We start from the raw sequence: 20,398 nt of genomic DNA on the forward strand, positions 1-20,398 counted from the left end.
CGCGCCAGCAAATTTCGGTATAGGATGTAACATATTTCTGAAAGGACTTGCAAGCTGTCGTCGCCATCGTCTCCAACCCCGGCCGTGTCGCGTGCTCTTCTGCATACGGTCGCGAAGCTGCACTACGAGAACGACATGAGCCAGGTCGATGTCGCCCGGCAGGTTGGCCTGTCGACGGCGACCATCTCGCGGCTGCTGCAGCGGGCGCGCGCCGAAGGCATTGTCCGCATCGAGGTGCGGGATCTGGCGGCGCCGGAGGAACTGGCGGCGGCGCTGGCGGAGAGGCTTTCCCTGAAGAGCGCTGCGGTCGTGGAAGCCACCGGCGTGGGCGCTCTGGCTTTCCTCGGGCCGCCCGTAGGCAGTCTTCTGCAAAAGGCCGGATTGTCCGAAGGGTCGGTGGTGGCGATCGGCTGGGGGCGCGCCGTGCGGGCCGTTATCGAAGCGGGGCTGCCGGAAATCTCCGGCGTGCTGACCGTTCCGGCGACGGGCGGTATGCAACAGCACCAGCCGCATTTCCAGATCAATGAATTCGTGCGGCTGGCGGCACTGCAGTTCGGCGGCTCGCCGCGTTTCGTCCATGCCCCGTATCTGCCGTCGCCGGCATCACGCCAGGCTTTTCTGGCCGATCCCGTCGTTGCCGACCATGTAGCGCTCTGGGACCGGGTCGAGGCCGCGATCGTCGGCATAGGCCTTCCCCATGAGACCGTCGACGCCGGTACGGAACATCATCCCGACGCCGCGGGCGACGTCATGCGCCACTATTTCGATGCGGAGGGCGCATTGCTCGATCCCGAAGATGCGAAAAGCATGATCGCCATGTCGGTGGAGCAGTTGCGTCGCGCGTCGCTGGTGATCGGCGTGGCGGTGGGAGAGGCGAAGGCGCGGGCGATCCGCGGCGCCGCAAAGGCCGGGCTGATCTCGGCGCTCGTCACCGATGCGCGCACGGCGGAAATCCTGCTGGATCTGCCCGCATGACAGCTCATCAATTTTTCGGCGCGGAAATTTTGTTGTTTGCTCGCACTAATCTATTGACAGGGATGGCGGGTCTGCGTCTTAATTCGAAGACGTCGAGCGGAGGATGCTGAGACGTCCGCGCCTGAGGGTGCGGGAGGAGGAAAACGACAATCATCGTCCACAACCCCGCGCATCCACCTTCGGACTCGCGGACACGCGCGATGAGGAATCGTTTCAGACGAAATTAATGGCCGGGAGGACCTTGGCCAATCGCCAGGTTCGACAAATGGGCCGACCGCCGGTCGGCACAAAACTCACGAAAGGGAGGAGTTCCATGGAGCGTCGTTCAGTTCTCAAATCCGCGATGGCAATGGCTGCCGTCGCAGCGGTCGGGATACCGGCCAGCACGGCTTTCGCGCAGGAGAAGAAATATTCCATCGCGCTGATTCCGGGCCTCACCACCGATGCCTTCTACATCACCATGCGCAAGGGCGCCCAGGCCGCGGCCGATGCTCTCGGCGTCGAACTGGTCTTCCAGGGCGGGCCGGAGTTCAACCCCGTCGTCCAGGTGCCGGTGCTGGACGCGATCATCGCGCGCAAGCCTTCCGCTATCCTGATCGCGCCGACCGACACGACCCAGCTGGTCCAGCCGCTGCGCAAGGCCAACGACGCCGGCATTCCGGTGATCACCGTCGATACCTTCATCGGCACCGGCAAATACCAGACCGGCGCCGGCGATGCCGACTTCCCGCTTTCCTATATCGCTTCGGACAACGTGCTTGGCGGCCGCATGGCGGCCCGCGCGCTCGCCAATGCGATGGGCGGTGAAGGCAAGGTCTATGTGTCCAACGTCAAGCCGGGCATTTCCACCACAGACCAGCGCGAGGAAGGCTTCAAGGCCGAGATGAAAGAGGCCTTCCCGAAGGTCACCGTGCTCGAAACCCAGTTCAACGAAAACGACGCCAACAAGGCGGCGAGCCAGCTTCAGGCGGTGTTCGCACGCAATTCCGACCTGAAGGGCGTGTTCGGCGCCAATCTGTTTTCGGCGCTCGGCGCCGGCAACGGCGTGCAGCAGGCCGGCCAGACGGGCAACATCAAGGTCGTTGCGTTCGATGCGCCGGGCTCGATCGTCGACAACATCAAGTCCGGCCTGGTCGATGTGGCCATCGCCCAGCATCCGGCGGAAATCGGCTATTACGGCGTGGTTTCGGCCTTTGCGCACCTGACCGGCCAGTCGATCCCGGTTTCGATCGGCACCGGCTTCACGGTCATCGACAAGACCAATGTCGCGGACCCGAACGTCGCGAAATACATCTATTCGGAATAATTGCGAGACAGGCTCCCCGCGCAAAGCGGGGGGCCGTTTCTTCCCCGATCTATGGTCTTCCTGCGGCCCTGACCGCAGGCACCTCGAAGAGGCGCGCCCATGACAACTTCCGATAGCCATGGCCCGGCGGCCGGCGCAGCGAGCGCCGACACCAATGGCCGGCCACAGGCGGATCATGCCGATCGCGCCAAGACACTGGTTCAACGCATAGCCGACCTGCGGGCCTGGCTGTTCCTGCTGGCGCTGATCCTCGGCTTCGAGGCCTGGGCGCGGATCAGCTTCGGCGGCACGTTCATCCTCAATCCGTTCAACCTGCAATCGATCACGATCTTCGCCGTGGCGCCGCTGCTGCTTGCCACCGGGCAGACCTTCGTCATCATCTCCGGCGGCATCGATTTGTCGCTGGGCTTCATCATGGGGCTGGCGGCGGTCGTCGCGGCCCATGCCATCAACGCCTTCACGCCCGGCCTCGGCATGCCGATGGCGGTGCTGCTGGGCTTCCTGATTGCCGTGCTGGTGGCCGCCGTTCCAGGCATCATCAACGGCCTGCTGGTATCGCGCCTGCGGGTTCCGCCGTTCATCGGCACGCTGGGCATGTTCGGCGTGGCGCGCGGCGTCGCCTTCCTGCTCGCCGGCGGCACGACGGTTCCGGTCAACAATTCCTTCTTCGCCACCATCGGCAACGGCCGCATCATGAACGTGCCATACATCGTCATCATTGCCGCCATCTTCGTGCTGGCCATGCACTACCTGCTCAGCCAGACGCGTTTCGGCCAGCACAATTACGCCATCGGCGCCAATGTCCAGGCGGCGCGGCGCGCCGGCATCGACATCAGGTCGCATCTGCTGCGCCTCTACATTCTCTCAGCCTGCTGCGCGGGCCTGGCCGGCGTGCTCTATTCGGCGCGCTTCAATGCCGGCGCTGCCCAGGCCGGCGAGCCGCTGCTGCTCGACTGCGTGGCGGCGGTGGTGATCGGCGGCGCCAGCCTGTTCGGCGGCTCCGGCACCATCATCGGCACCGTCGCCGGCGCGTTCGTCATCGCGGTGATCCAGTACGGGCTGGTGTTCGTCAATGTCGAGCCGTTCTGGCAGTTCATCAGCGTCGGCGTCGTCATCATCATTTCGGTGCTGATCGATCAGGCACAGCGCCGGTTCAGTGGAGGCCGCCAGGATGAATGAGACCGCCCCGCTTCTGGAAGTCAGCAATCTTTCCAAATATTTCGGCGCCGTCCGTGCGCTAAGCGACGTGTCGCTGGTGGTGCGCCCCGGCGAGGTCGTGGCACTTGCCGGCGACAACGGAGCCGGCAAGACGACGCTGATCAAGGCTATCTCCGGCGTGTTCCGCCCGACCTCCGGCGAAGTGAAGCTGAAGGGTGAACCGGTCAGTTTCGGCACGCCGCAGGAAGCCCGCGACAAGGGCATCGAGACGATCTACCAGGATCTCGCGCTGGCCGACAATCTGACCATCGGCGGCAACATCTTCCTTGGCCGGGAGCCGATGCGGCGGGCGTTCGGCTTCCTGCCGGTGCTCGACCGCAAGAAGATGGCCGAGGCGGCGCGGCAGACCATGGCGATGCTGGACTTCCATGTCTCGCGCATGGAAGCGCCGGTCTCCAACTTCTCCGGCGGCCAGCGGCAGGCGGTGGCCATCGGCCGGGCCGTCTACTGGAACGCGCAAATCCTCATCATGGATGAGCCTACGGCGGCGCTCGGCGTGCCCGAGCAGCGCAAGGTCATCTCGCTGATCCACCAGCTCAAGGCGCAGGGGCGAGGCGTCATTTTCATCTCGCACAATCTGCAGGACATTTTTGCCGTGTCCGACCGCATCATCGTGCTGCGCCGGGGCGTCACCGCCGGCGAGCGCAAGATTTCCGAAACGACCCATGACGAAGTGGTCAAGCTCATGGTCGGCGGTTGAGGCCTTGCGCGCCGGACAGTCCTATCGCTCGGCGGGGTTCAGCCCGCGGTCTGCTCTGACGCCGGACGCCTCGTCGTCAGGCGGAGGAGCGCAGGATCAAATCGCCGTCGACCAGCACATGCTCGCCGCGCGGCCGCGGCTTCTTCGCGCCATGGGCCATGTCGATGCGCGCCAGCAGCATGTCGAGCGCCCGCCGGCCCATTTCGGCGGTGTTCTGCTGGACCGTCGTCAGCGGCGGACAGATGTATTCCGACAGCGGCTGGTTGTCGTGGCCCGCGACGCGCAGGTCGCAATCCGGGCCGATGCCGACCTTGCGGCCGGCCTGATGCAGCGCCGCCAGAACGCCGAAGGCGACGCGGTCGTTGCCGCACAGCACGACGCGGGTCGGGAAGCCGCCTTCGTTCAGGATCCGCGTGGCCTCGCCGAAGGCGTAGCGTTCGAAATCCCAATCGCTGGATGGCGTCAGCGGTATGATGATAGGCGTAAGCCCGCGCCGCTGCATCGTCGCGACATAGGCGTCGCGCCGGTCGGGTGCGTTGGAGTTGACCCAGGGCATGTCGAAATAGCAGGGCGGGTCGTCGAAGCGGGTGAGATAGTCGGTGATCAGCGCCATGGACTGGCCGTTGTTGGTGCCGACGAAGTCCTCCTCCTCGTCGAACGGGGCGTCGATGAAGACGACCGGAATGTTCCGCGCCAGCGCCTTGACCTTCTTGCGGTGGCTGGCGTCGCCGCCGACCGGGGCCATGATGACGCCGGCGGCGTTCATCGAGGACAGGGTTTCGAGCGCCTCGGCCTCGAGTTCGGCCTTGCCGTCCGAGGAAAAGACGAAGGGCAGGTAGCCCAGTGCCGTCGCTTGCGATTCAATGCGACGCCGCAGGCCCATATAGAAGGGGTCGAGCGAGTTCGGGAAGATCAACCCGATGATCTTGGTGCGCCGGCGATTGAGGTTGACGGCAAACAGGTTCGGGCGAAAGCCGGTTTCCTTGAGGCCGATCTCGATCTTCTCGCGCAGCTTGGGGCGGACGGAGTCCGGATTCTGGAAATATTTGGAGACGGTCGGCCGCGACAGTCCGATCGCCTCGGCAAATTCCTCCATCGTCCGGATCTGTTTCACTGTCACCGCCGCTCATGCCGCCCGGGGCGCAATCGCCCGGTCCGGCGGCAAAGTGCCATCGCGATCCGTTCGGATCAATCAAATTATCGCGGGACAAGGAAAATCTTGCCGCACATAAAATATAGGAGCTTCTCCCTGTGAACGCCGCGGAGCTAAAAGCCGGCCGGATCGGCTCGATGGGAGAACTTCTGGTCGAGTTCATCTGCGCCGACAAGGATGGCGGCAACCGGCGCGCCTCGACCTATGCCGGGCCTTATCCTTCCGGAGCGCCGGGCATCTTCATTGATCAGGCCGCGCGGGTCGGCGCAAGCACGATCTTCTCCGGCGCGGTAGGCAGCGACGCGTTTGGGGAGGTGTTGCTCGACCGTTTCGCGGCGGTCGGCGTCTCCGATGCGCTGGTGCGCACCGTGGCGGGCATCCCGACCGGATCTGCCTTCGTTTCCTACAATTCCGACGGCAGCCGCGATTTCGTCTTCAACATCGCCCATTCGGCGGCTGCTCAGCTTCCCGTGGGCGACGCCGCCATCGAAGAGTTCGCGGCGTTCGGCCTCAACGCTTTTCACATTTCGGGATCGACGCTGGGCGACCCGAAAATGGCGGCGGCGGCGCTGCAGGTCTGCCGGGCGCTGCATGAAAAGGGCGTAGCGATCTCCTTCGACCCCAACATCCGCAAGGAGCTCGTCGCCGACCCATCCTACATGGAGACGGTGCGCGCGCTTCTCGATATCGCTTCCTTCATCCTCCCCAGCACGGAGGATGCCGAAGTGTTGTTTCCGGGCGAGCCGTTCGAGGCTTTCGCGCAACGTCTGCTCGGCGCCGGCGCGCGCTATGTCGTGCTCAAACGCGGCGATGCGGGCTGCATCGGCGCGGCATCCGACGGGCAGGTCGAAAGTTTCGACGCGCACAAGGTCGAGGTCATCGACCCGACCGGCGCCGGCGATTGTTTCTGCGCCACTTTCGTTGCGCTGGCCGGCCGCTTTTCCTTCAGCGAGGCCATGCGCCGCGCCAACGCCGCCGGGGCGCTGGCGGTCGGCAAGGTCGGGCCGATGGAAGGCAATTCCTCGCTGACGGACATCGAGGCTTTTCTGGAGCGACAGGCATGAGCGCGCTGCTTGACATCGTCGCGGCCAATCAAGCCGGCAAGGGGCAGGGCATCCCGTCCTATTGCACGGCGCACCCGCAGACGCTGCGGGCGATCCTCGCCGCATACCGGGACGACACAGCGCCGATCCTGATCGAGGCGACGTGCAATCAGGTCAACCAGTTCGGCGGCTATACCGGCATGACCCCTGCCGGCTTCCGCGCCTTCGTCGAGGACCTGGCCAAGGCCGAGGGCGTCGAACCGGCGCGGCTGATCCTCGGCGGCGACCATCTCGGTCCGAACCCGTGGAAATCGGAACCGGCCGAGGCCGCCATGGTCAAGGCGCGGGACCTGGTCGCGGCGTTTGTCGATGCCGGTTTCACCAAGATCCATCTCGATGCCTCGATGGCTTGCGCCGATGACGGCCACCTCTCGGAAGGGCAAATCGCCGAACGAGCCGCCGAGCTTTGCGCGGTAGCCGAAAGCCGGGGCCGCGCCGATCTGGTCTATGTCATCGGAACCGAAGTGCCGATCCCCGGTGGCGAGACGGAAGCGCTCGACGCACTGGCGCTGACCGACCCGGCATCGGTGGCCGAGACCTGGGCCTTGCACGAGCGCGCCTTCGTCGCGCGTGGCCTGGCGGACGCGCTGACGCGTGTCATCGGCATCGTCGTGCAACCCGGCGTCGATTTCGGCAACGATACGGTTTTTGCCTTCGACGCAGCAAAGGCCACAGACCTCTCCGCCGCCGTGACCCGGCTGCCCGGCATGGTATTCGAGGCGCATTCCACGGACTACCAGAGCCAGCAAGCGCTGAGCGATCTCGTTCAGGGCCATTTCGCCATCCTCAAGGTCGGGCCTGAGCTGACATTTGCCTTCCGGCTGGCGGTCATGGCGCTGGCTGAGATCGAATCCCTGATGGATGTCGCCAAGCCTTCCAACATCGTTGACGTGTTGCTGTCGGAGATGCGGGCGAACCCTGGCGACTGGCGCGCCTATGTTGCGCCCGGGCCGCGCGAGCGGGAGATGATGCTGTACGGCCTCTCCGACCGGGTTCGCTACTACTGGCCGCGACCGGCGGTGCAGGCGGCGCTGGCGAACCTCTATGCCAATGTCAGGGCGGCAAAGCCTGAACCGGGAATTGTCGCGCAGGCCATTGGAGGTCTGGTCGATCCTGTGCCTGCCTCCGCCGACCTGTCCGACCGCATCGTCCGCCGCATGGTGGGCGATGTCGTGCGGAAATATCGCGCGGCGGCTGGCGAGTAGTCACCAACGACTGTTGACCGCCGGCGGCGTCCGGTGAAGGAGTATGAGAATGCCGAAGAAAGCCGATCGGAGACTGCGCGTCGGCGTGCTGGGATGCGGACCGATCGCGCAGGCGGCGCATTTCGAAAGCTGCAACAAGGCAGCGAATGCCGATCTCTATGCAATCTGCGACGTGGCCGACGATCTGCGCGAGCGGATGGCGGCGACCCATGCGCCGGCAAAATCCTTTGCCGATTACGACGCCATGCTGGCCGATCCGGACCTTGAGGCGGTGATCATCGCGACCTCCGACGCCTTCCATGTTCCCGCCGCCATCCGTGCGCTGGAGGCGGGCAAGCATGTCCTGTGCGAGAAGCCGGTGGCCACCAGCGTCGAGGCGGTTGACGAGCTGAAAGCCGCCGTGGCCGCCAGCGGCAAGGTCCTGCAGGTCGGGCACATGAAGCGCTTCGATGCCGGGCTGCAGGCGGCGCGCGCCTTCATCGACGACGGCATGGGCGAGATGGTGGCGCTGAAAGCGTGGTATTGCGATTCCACCCACCGCTACCCGATGACCGACGCCGTTCAGCCGCTGATGGTGACCAGCGCCCGCGCGCGGAAGCCGGCGGAAGACCCGAAGGCCAACCTCGAACGCTATTACATGCTCGCCCATGGCAGCCATCTGGTCGACACAGCTCGCTTCTTCGCGGGTGACATCGTCGCCGTCGACGCCCGGCTCAGCCACCGCGGCGGCATGCGCTGCTGGTTCGTCGACGTGGAATTCGCCAATGGCGTGCTCGGCCATCTCGACCTCACCGTGGCGGTGCGGATGGACTGGCACGAGGGTTTCCAGATCTACGGCGCCAACGGCTCGGCCGTCGGCAAGACCTATAATCCCTGGTATTACAAATCGAGCGAGGTCGATATTTTCGACGAGGCGGAAGGCGCGTCGCGCCGCGTGCTCGGCGCCGACGGTCATTTCTACCGGCGCCAGCTCGAAGGTTTTGCTTCGGTCATCCTCGACGGCGCCCCGATGACCGGCGCGGACATCGATGACGGCATCGCCTGCGTGCGGGCGATGGTGGCGATCGCGCGTTCGGCCGAGACCGGCAAGCCGGTCCGGCTCGATCAGGTCTGCGGGGAAGTGTGATGCGGCTTGGAATCTTCGCCAAGACCTTTCCCGGAACCGATCTCGCTTCCATCCTGTCGGAAGTCGCAGCAGCTGGGTTCGACACCGCGCAGTACAATTTCGCCTGTTCCGGCCTGTCGGCAATGCCGGACAGGATCCCGTCTGAGGCGGCCGCTGCGATTGCGCGGGCATCGACATCCGCGGGCGTACCGCTCTGCGCGGTTTCCGGCACCTACAACATGGCGCATCCCGACCCTGCGGTTCGCGCAGACGGCTTGCAGCGGCTGGAGGTGATCGCCGGCTCCTGCGCTGCCATTGGCACCCGCCTTGTCACGTTGTGCACCGGCACGCGGGATCCGGACGATCAGTGGCGGCATCATCCCGACAACGGTTCTTCCGAGGCATGGCGCGATATGCGCGCCGAAATGGAGAAGGCCGTGGCGGTTGCCATGCGCCATGGCATCCGCCTCGGCATCGAACCGGAACTGGCCAACATCGTCGATTCCGCCGCCAAGGCGCGGCGGCTGCTCGACGAGATGGGCAGCGACAGGCTGGCGATCGTGCTCGACCCGGCCAATCTTTTCGACAAGGTCGACCCGTCCACCCAGCGCCGGATCGTCGCCGAGGCGATAGACCTGCTCGGACCGGACATCGCCATGGGTCATGCCAAGGACCGCGCGGCGGACGGCGCCTTCGCGACGGCGGGCAAGGGTGTGCTGGATTATGCGCATTATCTCGCTTGCCTGCGGCGCGCCGGTTTCGACGGCGATCTCGTCGCCCACGGGCTGGCGGCGGACGAGGCGAAAGGCGTCGCCGATTTCCTGCGCGGCCATCTGCAATGAACCCCGCCGATCTCACACGTCGTCTTTTGGAACGAGACGGTCTTTCGCTGGCGGCCTACGATTCCGGCGGCGCTGGCCTGCCGGTGGTGTTCCAGCACGGGCTATGCGGCGATATCGGCCAGGTGGCGGAAGCCTTTCCGGATGACGGCAGGTTCAGGTTGATCGGACTGGAGTGCCGGGGGCACGGTGCATCCGAAGCCGGCTCTGCCTTTTCCATCGCGATGTTCGCCGACGACGTCGTCGCCCTGATCGAACATCTTGGCGTTCCGGTGGTGCTGGCCGGCATTTCGATGGGGGCGGCCATTTCGAGCCGCATCGCGGTGCGCCGGCCGGACCTCGTGCGCGGGCTGGTGCTCGCGCGGCCGGCGTGGGTTTCTGCTCCCGGTCCCGACAACATCCGCCCCAATGCCGAGATCGGGGCGCTGCTGTCGCGCTTGCCGCCGGCCGAAGCGCGCGCCGAATTCCTGGCGAGCGAAACGCATGCGCTGCTCGCCCGCGAAGCGCCGGACAATCTGAAGTCCCTTCTCGGTTTCTTCGAGCGCGAGCCGATTGCCGTGACGGCCGGATTGCTGACCGCCATCTCGGCCGACAGCCCGGGCGTTTCCGAAGCTGAGTTGGCCGGGCTTGAGATGCCTGTCTCCATTCTGGCGACCCGGCAGGATTTCATCCATCCGCTCGTTCATGCCGAACGGCTGGCGCGCCTGGTCCCGGGCGCAACTTTGACGGAAATCACGCCGAAGGGCGCGGACAAATCCGCCTATCTGGCGGATTTCCAAGCGGCGCTGCGCGCCTTCCTGAAAGGATTCTGAAATGCCAAGCCCGAACTGGCTCGCCGAGCTTCCACGCAACCGGCTGATTGCCGAATATTCGATGTGGTCGGCCGATCTCATTCGCCTGGCCGAAGACCTTGCCCGCATCGAAGGTCATGCGGACGTCTTGCATGTCGATGTCGCGGACGGACATTTCGCCCCGGCGCTGCTGTTCTTCCCGGACCTCGTCGCCCGGATGCGGAGCGCCAGCACGCTGCCGATCCACGTCCATCTCATGGTCGCAGATGCGGTGCTGGTCGAGCAGGCAGCGCAGTTCGCCGATGCCGGCGCCGATCTCATCAGCATCCATGCCGAGAACGCAGCCGTGGCCGACGAGGCGCTGGCGCTGATCCGAAGCCGCAACGTCGCGGCGGGAATCGTGCTGCGCGTCGAAACGGAGGTCGCGGCTTGCCGGCCCTATCTCGACCGGGTCGATTTCCTGACCCTGCTCGGCACCGCCATTGGCGTGAAAGGGCAGGGGCTCGACGCCACAGCCGGCGACCGGCTGCGCCAGGCTGCGTCGCTGATCGCGGCAAGCGGGCGGCGCATCGTCCTCGCCGCCGATGGCGGCATCCGCGAGAACACGGTGCCGCTGTTGCGCGCCGCCGGCGCGGAGACGGTTGTGATGGGATCGCTGGCGTTCGGAGCCGACGATCTCACTGCCCGCATGCGCTGGCTGCACGCCCTGTAAAACGAGACGATCACGCGTGATAATTTTTACGCGAGACAATATCTTCGTTGACGAGCCGAAGCCTTGTTCATAGTCTGATCGAAGCCAATTTATGGCAGGCATCGTAGAGGAGGAATGCGATGGGGGAGCAGCTTTCAGGCAAGGTCGTGCTTGTCACCGGGGCCAGCTCCGGCATCGGCCGGGCGATGGCCCGCGCCGTGGCGGCCGCCGGAGCGCAAGTCGCGCTCGTCGGCCGGTCGGATGAGCGGCTTCAGGCCGTCGCTTCGGATATCGGTGAGGATGCCCTTGCCCTTGCCGCGGACTTGACCAAACCGGGTGAAGTCGACCGGGTTGTTTCCGAGACGGTTGAGCGCTTCGGCCGGATCGACATTCTTCTTCCCAATGCCGGGCTTTACATTCCGGGCGACGTCGCCGAGGGCGATCCCGATGCCTGGGACGAACTCATGGCGATCAACGTCAACAGCGTGTTCCGGCTGGCGCGCGCCGTGCTGCCGGGCATGATCGAGCGCGCCGGAGGGCACATCGTCATCACCTCGTCGGTCTCCGGCCATCAGGCGATCCACTGGGAGCCGATCTACTCGGCCTCCAAGCATGCGATCCAGTCTTTCGTGCATGGGCTGAGGCGGCAGGTGGCGAGGCACAACATCCGCGTCGGCGAGGTCGCGCCCGGCGTCGTACTCAACGAATTGTGGGGCTACAACGACCCCGCCGCTATCTCCGCCAAGGTGGAAACGCGCGAGGGGCTGCGCTCGGAGGATGTCGCCGACGCCGTGCTCTACATGCTGACGCGGCCGGCCAACGTCACCATCCGCGATCTCGTCATCCTGCCGCAGAACCAGGATATCTGAGCCGTGAGACCGCCCGACCACGCGCCATTCGACTATGTGATCGTGGGAGCGGGCGCCGCAGGTTGCGTGCTTGCCAATCGCCTCAGCGAAGACCCGTCTGTGCGGGTCGCGCTGGTGGAGGCCGGACCCGACCGCAATGCGCGCAAGGCGATCGTGCGCATCCCGCTGGCGATGGTCACCTTCATGGCGCCGGCGCTGGCCTTTCTCGGTGGACCGAAATTCATGTCGTGGTTCGAAACCGAGCCGGAGCCCGGCCTGCAGGGGCGTTCGATGGCGTTGCCGCGGGGCAGGGGCACGGGCGGCAGCACCAATGTCAACGGGCAGATTTTCATTCGCGGCCAGCGCGAGGATTTCGACGGTTGGCGCGACATTGGCAATCCCGGCTGGGGTTTCGACGACATGCTGCCCTATTTCCGCAAGCTGGAGCGGTTCGAGCCGCTGGCCGACCCTGCCACCGCCCGGCGGATACGAGTGGGAGGCCGCTCGTTCTACGAAAGCGTCGATTCAGCCTATCATGGCATCGACGGACCGCTGAACATCGCGCCGCTGCGCAGTGTCAACCCGATGGCGTTCGCCTATCTGGAGGCGGCGCAGCTTGCCGGTTACACGCTCAATCCCGACTTCAACGGCGAGCGTCAGAACGGCGTCGGGCTATACACCTTCACGCAGAAGAACGGCGAACGCGTCACCGCCGAGGGCGCCTATCTCGATCCCGTGCGTCACCGGCCGAACCTGACCGTGATTGCGGAAACACAGGTCACCAGGGTGCTGTTCGAAGGCCGCACTGCAACCGGGATCGCGTGGCGTCGAGGCAGCGAGACCGGCGAACTGAAGACGCGAGAGGTCATTCTTGCGGCCGGTTCGTTCGTGTCGCCGCACCTGCTCATGCTTTCCGGCGTCGGCAAGGCGCGCGAACTTGTCCGTCATGGCATCGCCGTCGTCCACGACCTTCCGGGCGTGGGCGAAAACCTGCAGGACCATCTCGACGTCACGCTGGAGTACCGGGCGAAATCGATCGCGCCCTATGGCCTGTCGCTGAAGGCGATGCCGCGCAACGCCCTCCATCTCGCCGACTGGCTGTTTCGCCGGCGCGGCCTGTTTTCCTCGACGACGGGCGAGGGGGGCGGGTTCGTCTCGACCGACCCGGCAAGCGAGCGGCCTGACATCCAGCTCTTTTTCTGCACCGGGCGCGCCAACACGCAGGCCGCCTCCGGTTTCGGGGGCCACGGCTTCCTCATGCATGTCTGCCAGTTGCGCCCCGGCAGCATCGGCCGCCTGACCCTGAAAAGCGCCGACGCGAACGACAAGCCGTCGATCCTCTACAATTTCTTTCGCGGCGACAGCAGCATGGACGTGCTGCGCAACGGCATCAGGCTCGCCCGCAAGATCATGGCGCAGAAGCCGTTCGAACCGCATCTCGACGCCGAGATCGATCCCGGCCCCGAAGCGCAGGGCGACGGCGCGCTGGACGCCTTCATCCGCGAGCGCGTCGGCACCCTGTTCCATCCTGTCGGCACCTGTGCGATGGGTCGCGGCGAGCAGGCGGTGGTCGATCCGGAGACGCTGCGGGTGCGTGGCGTCGATGGATTGCGCGTGGTCGATGCCTCGATCATGCCGACGATCGTTTCCGGCAACACGGTGGGCGCGACCTATTGCCTGGCGGAAAAGGGCGCGGACCTGATCAGGGCGGCTGACAGGGCCGTCGCCAAGGCAGCCTGAGAGGAGGATGGCATGGCGGATTTCACCGGCAAGGTGGCGCTCGTCACCGGAACGACGGGCATCGGCCGGGCCGTCGCGTTGCGGCTCGCGCAGGGTGGAGCGTCGGTCATGGCGCTCGGCATCGACGATGCTGGAAACGCCGCGCTGGCGGACGCGAACGGCGCCATCCATGTGCGCAGGACGGACGTTGCCGATCCCTCGCAGGTCGAGGCGGCCTTCCGGGAGGTCGAGCGCCGGTTCGGCGGCCTCGACGTGATCGTCAATTCGGCGGCCATCCACCCTTATGGCGACGCGGTTTCCACCGAGCCGGCAACTTTCCTGCGCTGCCTCGCCGTCAATGTCGGCTCTATCCACCTGACCGCGCATTGGGGCGTGCCGCTGATGCGAGCGCGCGGCGGCGGCGCTATCGTCCACATCTCAAGCGTGCAGGGTCACGCCTGCCAGCCGGGCGTCGCGGCCTATGTCGCCTCGAAGGGTGCGATCCATGCGCTGACGCGGGCGATGGCGCTCGATTTCGCCGGCGATAAAATTCGCGTCGTCTCGGTCAGCCCCGGCTCGGTGCGGACGCCGATCCTCGAGATCGCGGCGCGTACATTCGACGGGCCGGATGCCGACATCGACGCCGCTTTCGCGCGCTTCGGCGCGGCGCACCCGCTGGGGCGCATCGGCGAACCGGAGGAGGTGGCGGAACTGGTCGCTTTCCTGGCGTCGCCGCGCGCCGGCTTCATTACGGGTTCGGATCATGTCATCGATGGCGGGCTGATCGCCGGCATCGGTGTGCGCTAGAAATCGGGAACGGGATTCATGGCAAGTCAAGGAAGCCAGCAGAGCTGGGTCGGCACGGGAGGCCCGCGCTTCGTCCAACGCCCGGCGCATCGGCGCTGGCTGCTCGGCCAGGCGATGGGCCTGCTCGATTTCTTCCACTACCGCGCCTTCAACCCGGCTGGCGGGTTTTCGCCGCTGGACGATGCCGGTTTGCCGTTTCCTGCCAAGGACGGACGCGGCGTCGAGCGGCAGATCCACGACACCACCCGCACCGTTCACTGCTTTGCCATTGCTCATCTGCTCGGCCTGCCAGGCGCCGACCGGATGATCGACCACGGCATGGATTTTCTGTGGAAGCGCCACCGCGATGCGGACAGGGGTGGCTACTTCTGGGGCGTTGACGATGAAAAGGCGACCAATCCGACCAAGCAGGCCTATGGCCACGCCTTCGTCCTGCTTGCCGCATCTTCGGCCAAGGTGGTCGGCCATCCGGACGCCGATCGGCTGCTGGCGGATGTGTCGGATGTGCTCAACAACCGGTTCTGGGAGGCGGACGTCGGAGCAACGAGTGAGGAATACGCGGCCGACTGGTCGCCGCTCGGAAATTATCGCGGCCAGAACTCCAATATGCACCTGACCGAAGCGCTGATGGCCGCCTATGAAGCGACCGACGACCGGGCCTATCTGGCCATGGCCGAAAGCATCGCCTCGCTGATCATCGGCCGCCATGCGCGCGAGCAGGATTGGCGCGTCGCCGAGCATTTCACCGAAGACTGGCAGGTCGACCTGGACTATGAGGGCGATCCGACCTTTCGTCCGGCGGGCACGACGCCCGGCCATGCGCTCGAATGGAGCCGGCTGCTGGTGCAACTCTGGAGCCTCGGCAACCGCAAGCATGACTGGCTGATCGACGCCGCGCGGCAACTCTTCTTCAAGACGGTTTCGATCGGCTGGGACAAGGCCGCCGGCGGCTTCTACTACACGCTCGACTGGCAGGACCGTCCGGCGCGCTCGGACCGCTTCTGGTGGCCCTGCGCGGAGGGCATAGGCGCTGCCGCGGTTCTCGGCGCCGTCGATCCCGACCCACGCTTCGAGGAATGGTACCGGCGGATCTGGGATTTTTCGGCCAATCATCTGATCGACCACGACAATGGCGGCTGGTTTCCGGAACTCGATTCAGACCTGAAGCCGGTCAATCGGGTGTTCCGCGGCAAGCCCGACCTCTACCACGCGCTTCAGGCGTGCCTGATCCCGCTCCTGCCGGCCGATGGCAGCATCACGCGCGGCTTGCTGAAAGGCCTGCCGGTTGGAGATGGAGCGTAGCGGATTTCGAAGACCGGCGGAGCGCTATTGCGCGCCGTCTTTGCGGATTTCGTCATTGTCCAGATAAAGCGTGTAGATGCCGGACCCGGCATCGTAGCCGCCGTCGTACAGGATCGTTCCCGCTTCGCCCGCCCAGCAAGGCAGCTCTTTCTCAAACAGGGTGCAAGTGGAGCTGGCCGACGTAAATCCCAGATCGGCGGCGGCCTTGTCGGCATGATCTTTTGCCGGAAGGTCGGCCAGCAGGTCACGCCACTGGACGTATTCGGTCCGATCCTTGCGGGTGATCGTCGCCGTGATGACCGACGGGACATGACCCTCGCCCAGGATGCAGGTCACATACTTTTCGCCCTTGCCGTCGACGATATACTCCCGGCATTTCGGCTTGAGGAGTTCGGTAACCTCGGCCAGCGACATGCCCGGCCGGACCTGCAGCCGGTCCTCGGCATGGGCTGGAAACACCGCTGTGGCGGCAAACAGGACTGACAAAGCGATGCGCATTCCGCCGCTCCTGAACAATGTCGGCCACAACAGCAGACTTGTCGGCGGTAGGCAATGCCCCGCGCGTCGGGCCAGCCAGCAGGCGGCAGGAACGAAGCGCCTGCCTGCCGGCCGGCCTGAAGTTGATCGCCTATTTCAGATCGACGGTCGCCACGTGGTCCTCATAGTCCTTTTTCGGATCACCCATGCCGAGGAACATCTTGACGCCGGCGACGAGGCTGGAGGCGTCCAGCCAGATTTCGGCTTCGGCTGGATCGAAGCGCAGCAGGCGGAGCTTTGGGTCGTCCTTGCCGCCTTCGAACCAGGCCGCGACAAAGCGGTTCCACAGCCGGTCGATCAAGGCGCGATCGTTGTCGACCGCCAGAGTGCCCTGGACGGTAGCGAACAGATCATGGCCCTTGGCGGCGTAAACCAGTGTCGCTTCCTTCGCCTGTGACAGGCTTTCGGCAAGCTCCGTATCGCTGGCGGTGAAGAAGTAGACCACCTTGGCGTCGCCGTCGAACTGCGCCGTCAGCGGGCGCGGGTGGACGTCGGACAGGCCGACCATCGCTGTCATGTCTGAGCGGATCGATTCCCAGAACTTCGTTTCGAACTCTTTGTTGTCGGGCATGGTCTTCTCCTGATGAGAAGGCCTAACGTCCGGCATGAAGCGATGTTCCTACGCTGGGCCGAGTTGCAGGCGCGAACCGGCCTTGCCGGTGTAGTTCTCGGCGAAAGCGGAGGCCGCGGCATCCGACTGCCGCAAATGATCGAACTCGGCGCGCTGCAGCCGGCGTCCGAAATCATCCAGCTCGGGAAGCCGGTGCAGGATCGAGGTCATCCACCAGGAAAACCGTTCCGCGTTCCAGATGTGCAGGAGCGCGCGGGCGGAATAATGCGCGATGCCGGTCTCCGAGCGCTCGCGGTAGAATTCGATCAGCGCATTGGCGAGCAGCCCGACATCGTGGACGGCGAGGTTGAGGCCCTTGGCCCCCGTGGGAGGCACGATGTGCGCGGCATCGCCGGCCAGGAACAACCGGCCGAAGCGCAGCGGTTCGGCGACGAAGGAACGCAACGGCGCGACCGACTTTTCGATTGAGGGTCCGGTCTGCAACCTCTCGGCGGTTTCGGGATCCAGCCGCTGGCGCAGTTCGTCCCAGAAGCGGTCGTCCGACCAGTCCTGCACGCGTTCCTCGACCGGCACCTGCACATAGTAGCGGCTGCGCGTATGTGAACGCTGGGAGCACAATGCAAAACCGCGCTCGTGGTTGGCGTAGATCAGTTCGTCCGATACCGGCGGCTTTTCGACCAGCACGCCGAGCCAGCCGAAAGGATAGGCGCGCTCGTATGTCGTCAGCGCCGTGGCCGGAACGCTGGCGCGCGAGACGCCGTGAAAGCCGTCGCAGCCGGCGATGAAATCGCAGGCGATCTCGTGGCCGACGCCGTCCTTGACGTAACGGACGGTCGGCGATGCGCCGTCGAAGCCGTGGAGTGACACGTCGTCGACCTCGTATATGCTGTGCGCGCCCGAAGCGTCGCGCGCGTCCATGAGATCGTGCGTCACTTCAGTCTGGCCATAGACGGTGACCGTGCGGCCGATCAGCTTCTTGAAGTCGAAGCGGTGCCGTTCGCCGCCGAAGCTCAATTCGACGCCGCCATGAACAAGCCCTTCGGCATGAAGGCGTTGTGCGGCGCCGGCGCGTTCCAGGAGCTCGACCGTGCCTTCCTCGAGCACCCCGGCGCGGATGCGGCCGAGCACATAGTCGCGGCTCTTGCGTTCCAGGATGACGGTTTCGATGCCTTGCAGTTCCAGCAGGCGACCGAGCAGCAAGCCTGCCGGGCCGGCGCCGATGATGACAACCTGGGTCCGCATGGCCGCTAGCCCAAAACTTCTGAGGGGCGGAAGCGCAGCCCGGCCAACAAGGCGTGCGCCTTTTCCAGTCCGGCGGCGGTGGCGACCACCATCTGTGGCAACACCATCCACTCCAGCGTCCAGGCCGCGCCGGAACGCTCGTTCTCATGCACCAGAGCCTGATGCAGCGTGCCGAGCAGTCCGGCATTGAAGCGCGCCAGCGCCACCAGCATCTCGGCCTGCACCGGATTGGACTTATGCGGCATGGCCGAGGAACTGCCGCCGCCTTCCAGGCTCACCTCGGCGAGTTCGGTCTGCGCCATCAGCGCGATGTCCTTGCCAATCTTGCCCAGCAGACCCGAGGTCAGCGACAGCCAGGAGCCGAATTCGGCGATGCGATCGCGCTGCGAATGCCAGCAGGGCGCATCAGAAAGCTTTAGCGTTTTCGCCATCTCGGCGGCGATGGCGTTGCCCTTGCCCTCGAACGCCGCCCGTGTGCCGACGGCCCCGCCGAGTTGCAGCGCGAACAGATGAGGCGCCACTTCCGCCAGCGTTTGCGCCTGTCTTCGCAGCGGGGCCGACCAGCTTTCCAGCTTGTCAGCGGCGGTGAAGGCAAGCGCCTTCTGCATGCGGGTGTGCGCCATCAGCGGTGTCGCGCCGTCGCGTTCCGCGAGGCGCGAGAACACATCGGCCAGAGCGTCGAAATGTTCAGCCAGAATGGCAGCCGCCTGCTTGAGGCGCAGCATCAGCGCGGTGTCGATAATGTCCTGGCTGGTTGCTCCCAGGTGGACAAGTTTGCGATGGGGCTCCTCCGTCTGATCACGCAACTGGCGCACGAGTTCAGGCACGATGACGCCGTCCTTCGCCAGACCCTCGGCCAGGCTCTCCCAGTCGGGTTGGAAACCGCGGCAGGCTTCACCGATCCGCATCGCCGCATCCGCTGTAATGAGCCCCGCCTTCGCTTCCGCATCCGCCAGCGCGGCCTCGACCCGCAGCAGGGCGGCGAGCTCGGCCTCGTTCGAGAACAGGGCTTCGACCGCCCTGCTGCCGGTGAGGGCGGAAAGCAGCGATCTGGACGGCGCGTTGGTCATGCTGCCACCTTAGACGGCCTCAAGTGCGACGGAAATGCCCTGGCCGACGCCGATGCACATGGTGGCGAGCGCGCGCCGCCTGCCGGTCAGCTTCAGCTCCAGCGCGGCGGTGCCGGTGATGCGGGCGCCCGACATGCCGAGCGGGTGGCCGAGCGCGATGGCGCCGCCATTCGGGTTGACATAGTCGGCGTCTTCCGGGATGCCGAGATCACGCAGCACGGCGATGCCCTGGCTGGCGAAGGCCTCGTTGAGTTCGACCACGTCGAAGTCCGATGGCTTGATGCCGAGCCGCGCGCAGAGCTTCTTCGTGGCCGGCGAAGGTCCGAAGCCCATGATGCGCGGCGGCACGCCGGCCGCGGCGCCGCCGGTCACGCGGGCCAGCGGCTCCAGCCCGTATTTGCGCATCGCCGCTTCCGAGGCGACGATCAACGCCGCCGCGCCGTCATTGACGCCCGACGCGTTGCCGGCCGTGACGGTGCCGCCGGCGCGGAACGGCGTCGGCAGCCTGGCCAGCGCTTCGAGCGAGGTGTCGCCGCGCGGGTGCTCGTCCTTGTCGACCACGATCGGATCGCCCTTGCGGCGCGGGATCGTCACCGGGACGATCTCGCGGGCGAGCCTGCCATTCTCCTGCGCCGCCACGGCCTTCTGCTGCGAACGCAGCGCAAAAGCGTCCTGGTCGGCGCGCGAGACTTTGAAATCCTCGGCGACGTTCTCGCCCGTTTCCGGCATGGAATCGACGCCATATTGTTGCTTCATCAGCGGGTTGACGAACCGCCAGCCGATTGTGGTGTCGAAGATTTCCGCCGAGCGCGAAAAGGCGGTTTCCGCCTTGGGCATGACGAAGGGCGCGCGCGACATCGACTCGACGCCGCCGGCGATCATCAGTTCGGCCTCGCCGGCGCGGATCGCGCGGGCGGCGGTGATGACCGCATCCATGCCGGAGCCGCAAAGGCGGTTGATCGTCGTGCCGGAGATCGTGTGCGGCAGGCCGGCCAGCAGCAGCGCCATGCGGGCGACGTTGCGGTTGTCCTCCCCGGCCTGGTTGGCGCAGCCGAGGATCACGTCGTCCACAGCCTCGAAATCCACCCGGGGGTGACGCTCGGCAAGCGCTTTCAGCGGGATCGCCGCGAGATCGTCGGGCCTGACGGAGGAGAGCGCGCCGCCATAGCGGCCGATGGGCGTGCGGACGAAGCCGCAGATGAAAGCCTCGTTCAAT

20 protein-coding genes are annotated in these 20,398 nt (G+C 65.6%); 14 read left to right on the plus strand and 6 right to left on the minus strand.

The window, feature by feature from the left end; genetic code table 11:
• The first annotated feature begins 135 nt into the window (after window positions 1-135).
• The 4 genes from J2X35_RS18160 (at window position 136) to J2X35_RS18175 (ending at window position 4,199) form a co-directional block, all read left to right on the plus strand.
• A complete protein-coding gene (locus tag J2X35_RS18160) occupies window positions 136-975 on the plus strand; it encodes a sugar-binding domain-containing protein (RefSeq protein WP_310189361.1) in 840 nt (279 codons plus the stop codon).
• 313 nt (window positions 976-1,288) lie between these two features.
• On the plus strand, window positions 1,289-2,281 hold the full coding sequence (locus tag J2X35_RS18165) for an ABC transporter substrate-binding protein (RefSeq protein ID WP_310188800.1): 993 nt from the start codon (window positions 1,289-1,291) through the stop codon (window positions 2,279-2,281).
• A gap of 99 nt (window positions 2,282-2,380) precedes the next feature.
• Window positions 2,381-3,460 carry an ABC transporter permease subunit gene (locus J2X35_RS18170; protein ID WP_056110737.1) on the plus strand — a complete coding sequence of 360 codons (1,080 nt, stop codon included), beginning with the start codon at window positions 2,381-2,383 and terminating at the stop codon, window positions 3,458-3,460.
• Window positions 3,453-4,199, plus strand: a complete 747-nt coding sequence (locus tag J2X35_RS18175) for an ATP-binding cassette domain-containing protein (protein ID WP_310188803.1) — start codon at window positions 3,453-3,455, stop codon at window positions 4,197-4,199. Before J2X35_RS18170 ends, J2X35_RS18175 begins: the two co-directional genes overlap by 8 nt.
• Before the next feature lie 76 nt (window positions 4,200-4,275).
• Here the strand turns inward: J2X35_RS18175 and J2X35_RS18180 are convergent, their stop codons facing one another.
• A complete protein-coding gene (locus J2X35_RS18180) occupies window positions 4,276-5,295 on the minus strand; it encodes a LacI family DNA-binding transcriptional regulator (protein WP_056110735.1) in 1,020 nt (339 codons plus the stop codon).
• A 155-nt stretch (window positions 5,296-5,450) separates the two neighbouring features.
• On the opposite strand from J2X35_RS18180, the gene J2X35_RS18185 reads away from it, so the two are divergent.
• The 10 genes from J2X35_RS18185 (at window position 5,451) to J2X35_RS18230 (ending at window position 15,762) form a co-directional block, all read left to right on the plus strand.
• Window positions 5,451-6,416, plus strand: coding sequence for a sugar kinase (locus J2X35_RS18185; RefSeq protein WP_310188804.1), 966 nt, complete (start codon window positions 5,451-5,453; stop codon window positions 6,414-6,416).
• Window positions 6,413-7,660, plus strand: a complete 1,248-nt coding sequence (locus J2X35_RS18190; RefSeq protein WP_310188806.1) for a class II D-tagatose-bisphosphate aldolase non-catalytic subunit — start codon at window positions 6,413-6,415, stop codon at window positions 7,658-7,660. Before J2X35_RS18185 ends, J2X35_RS18190 begins: the two co-directional genes overlap by 4 nt.
• 49 nt (window positions 7,661-7,709) lie before the next feature.
• A complete protein-coding gene (locus J2X35_RS18195) occupies window positions 7,710-8,786 on the plus strand; it encodes a Gfo/Idh/MocA family oxidoreductase (RefSeq protein WP_310188809.1) in 1,077 nt (358 codons plus the stop codon).
• Window positions 8,786-9,607 carry a sugar phosphate isomerase/epimerase gene (locus tag J2X35_RS18200; RefSeq protein WP_310188811.1) on the plus strand — a complete coding sequence of 274 codons (822 nt, stop codon included), beginning with the start codon at window positions 8,786-8,788 and terminating at the stop codon, window positions 9,605-9,607. The genes J2X35_RS18195 and J2X35_RS18200 overlap by 1 nt, the downstream gene beginning before the upstream one ends.
• Window positions 9,604-10,416, plus strand: coding sequence for an alpha/beta hydrolase (locus J2X35_RS18205; protein ID WP_310188814.1), 813 nt, complete (start codon window positions 9,604-9,606; stop codon window positions 10,414-10,416). Before J2X35_RS18200 ends, J2X35_RS18205 begins: the two co-directional genes overlap by 4 nt.
• Window position 10,417: 1 nt before the next feature.
• Window positions 10,418-11,107, plus strand: coding sequence for a ribulose-phosphate 3-epimerase (locus tag J2X35_RS18210; protein WP_310188816.1), 690 nt, complete (start codon window positions 10,418-10,420; stop codon window positions 11,105-11,107).
• Window positions 11,108-11,226: 119 nt separating this feature from the next.
• Window positions 11,227-11,955 carry an SDR family oxidoreductase gene (locus J2X35_RS18215; RefSeq protein ID WP_310188819.1) on the plus strand — a complete coding sequence of 243 codons (729 nt, stop codon included), beginning with the start codon at window positions 11,227-11,229 and terminating at the stop codon, window positions 11,953-11,955.
• 3 nt (window positions 11,956-11,958) lie between these two features.
• Complete coding sequence (locus tag J2X35_RS18220) at window positions 11,959-13,674, plus strand: GMC family oxidoreductase N-terminal domain-containing protein (protein ID WP_310188822.1); 1,716 nt, start codon at window positions 11,959-11,961, stop codon at window positions 13,672-13,674.
• Between the two features lie 12 nt (window positions 13,675-13,686).
• Window positions 13,687-14,460 carry an SDR family oxidoreductase gene (locus tag J2X35_RS18225; RefSeq protein ID WP_310188824.1) on the plus strand — a complete coding sequence of 258 codons (774 nt, stop codon included), beginning with the start codon at window positions 13,687-13,689 and terminating at the stop codon, window positions 14,458-14,460.
• Window positions 14,461-14,478: 18 nt separating this feature from the next.
• A complete protein-coding gene (locus tag J2X35_RS18230; protein WP_310188825.1) occupies window positions 14,479-15,762 on the plus strand; it encodes an AGE family epimerase/isomerase in 1,284 nt (427 codons plus the stop codon).
• 24 nt (window positions 15,763-15,786) lie between these two features.
• On the opposite strand, the gene J2X35_RS18235 is transcribed toward J2X35_RS18230, so the two are convergent.
• The 5 genes from J2X35_RS18235 to pcaF form a co-directional block, all read right to left on the minus strand.
• Entirely contained in the window at window positions 15,787-16,260 is a 474-nt protein-coding gene (locus tag J2X35_RS18235; RefSeq protein ID WP_310188828.1) for a hypothetical protein, read from the minus strand.
• Window positions 16,261-16,390: 130 nt separating this feature from the next.
• On the minus strand, window positions 16,391-16,870 hold the full coding sequence (locus J2X35_RS18240) for a pyridoxamine 5'-phosphate oxidase family protein (protein WP_310188830.1): 480 nt from the start codon (window positions 16,868-16,870) through the stop codon (window positions 16,391-16,393).
• A gap of 48 nt (window positions 16,871-16,918) precedes the next feature.
• On the minus strand, window positions 16,919-18,112 hold the full coding sequence (gene pobA, locus J2X35_RS18245; protein WP_310188832.1) for a 4-hydroxybenzoate 3-monooxygenase: 1,194 nt from the start codon (window positions 18,110-18,112) through the stop codon (window positions 16,919-16,921).
• 5 nt (window positions 18,113-18,117) lie between these two features.
• A complete protein-coding gene (locus tag J2X35_RS18250; protein WP_310188835.1) occupies window positions 18,118-19,182 on the minus strand; it encodes a 3-carboxy-cis,cis-muconate cycloisomerase in 1,065 nt (354 codons plus the stop codon).
• 9 nt (window positions 19,183-19,191) lie between these two features.
• Window positions 19,192-20,397 carry a 3-oxoadipyl-CoA thiolase gene (pcaF, locus tag J2X35_RS18255; RefSeq protein ID WP_310188838.1) on the minus strand — a complete coding sequence of 402 codons (1,206 nt, stop codon included), beginning with the start codon at window positions 20,395-20,397 and terminating at the stop codon, window positions 19,192-19,194.
• Between the last annotated feature and the right edge of the window lies 1 nt (window position 20,398).

Source organism: Mesorhizobium sp. BE184 (assembly GCF_031457045.1).
Taxonomy (GTDB): domain Bacteria; phylum Pseudomonadota; class Alphaproteobacteria; order Rhizobiales; family Rhizobiaceae; genus Mesorhizobium.

What these genes read in the sequence shown, in the direction of transcription:
- J2X35_RS18160 (WP_310189361.1), top strand. Translation starts at nt 136, where the DNA reads ATGAGCCAGGTCGATGTCGCCCGGCAGGTTGGCCTGTCGACGGCGACC.
- J2X35_RS18165 (WP_310188800.1), top strand. Translation starts at nt 1,289, where the DNA reads ATGGAGCGTCGTTCAGTTCTCAAATCCGCGATGGCAATGGCTGCCGTC.
- J2X35_RS18170 (WP_056110737.1), top strand. Translation starts at nt 2,381, where the DNA reads ATGACAACTTCCGATAGCCATGGCCCGGCGGCCGGCGCAGCGAGCGCC.
- J2X35_RS18175 (WP_310188803.1), top strand. Translation starts at nt 3,453, where the DNA reads ATGAATGAGACCGCCCCGCTTCTGGAAGTCAGCAATCTTTCCAAATAT.
- J2X35_RS18180 (WP_056110735.1), bottom strand. Translation starts at nt 5,295, where the DNA reads ATGGAGGAATTTGCCGAGGCGATCGGACTGTCGCGGCCGACCGTCTCC.
- J2X35_RS18190 (WP_310188806.1), top strand. Translation starts at nt 6,413, where the DNA reads ATGAGCGCGCTGCTTGACATCGTCGCGGCCAATCAAGCCGGCAAGGGG.
- J2X35_RS18195 (WP_310188809.1), top strand. Translation starts at nt 7,710, where the DNA reads ATGCCGAAGAAAGCCGATCGGAGACTGCGCGTCGGCGTGCTGGGATGC.
- J2X35_RS18200 (WP_310188811.1), top strand. Translation starts at nt 8,786, where the DNA reads ATGCGGCTTGGAATCTTCGCCAAGACCTTTCCCGGAACCGATCTCGCT.
- J2X35_RS18205 (WP_310188814.1), top strand. Translation starts at nt 9,604, where the DNA reads ATGAACCCCGCCGATCTCACACGTCGTCTTTTGGAACGAGACGGTCTT.
- J2X35_RS18210 (WP_310188816.1), top strand. Translation starts at nt 10,418, where the DNA reads ATGCCAAGCCCGAACTGGCTCGCCGAGCTTCCACGCAACCGGCTGATT.
- J2X35_RS18215 (WP_310188819.1), top strand. Translation starts at nt 11,227, where the DNA reads ATGGGGGAGCAGCTTTCAGGCAAGGTCGTGCTTGTCACCGGGGCCAGC.
- J2X35_RS18225 (WP_310188824.1), top strand. Translation starts at nt 13,687, where the DNA reads ATGGCGGATTTCACCGGCAAGGTGGCGCTCGTCACCGGAACGACGGGC.
- J2X35_RS18230 (WP_310188825.1), top strand. Translation starts at nt 14,479, where the DNA reads ATGGCAAGTCAAGGAAGCCAGCAGAGCTGGGTCGGCACGGGAGGCCCG.
- J2X35_RS18235 (WP_310188828.1), bottom strand. Translation starts at nt 16,260, where the DNA reads ATGCGCATCGCTTTGTCAGTCCTGTTTGCCGCCACAGCGGTGTTTCCA.
- J2X35_RS18240 (WP_310188830.1), bottom strand. Translation starts at nt 16,870, where the DNA reads ATGCCCGACAACAAAGAGTTCGAAACGAAGTTCTGGGAATCGATCCGC.
- pobA (WP_310188832.1), bottom strand. Translation starts at nt 18,112, where the DNA reads ATGCGGACCCAGGTTGTCATCATCGGCGCCGGCCCGGCAGGCTTGCTG.
- J2X35_RS18250 (WP_310188835.1), bottom strand. Translation starts at nt 19,182, where the DNA reads ATGACCAACGCGCCGTCCAGATCGCTGCTTTCCGCCCTCACCGGCAGC.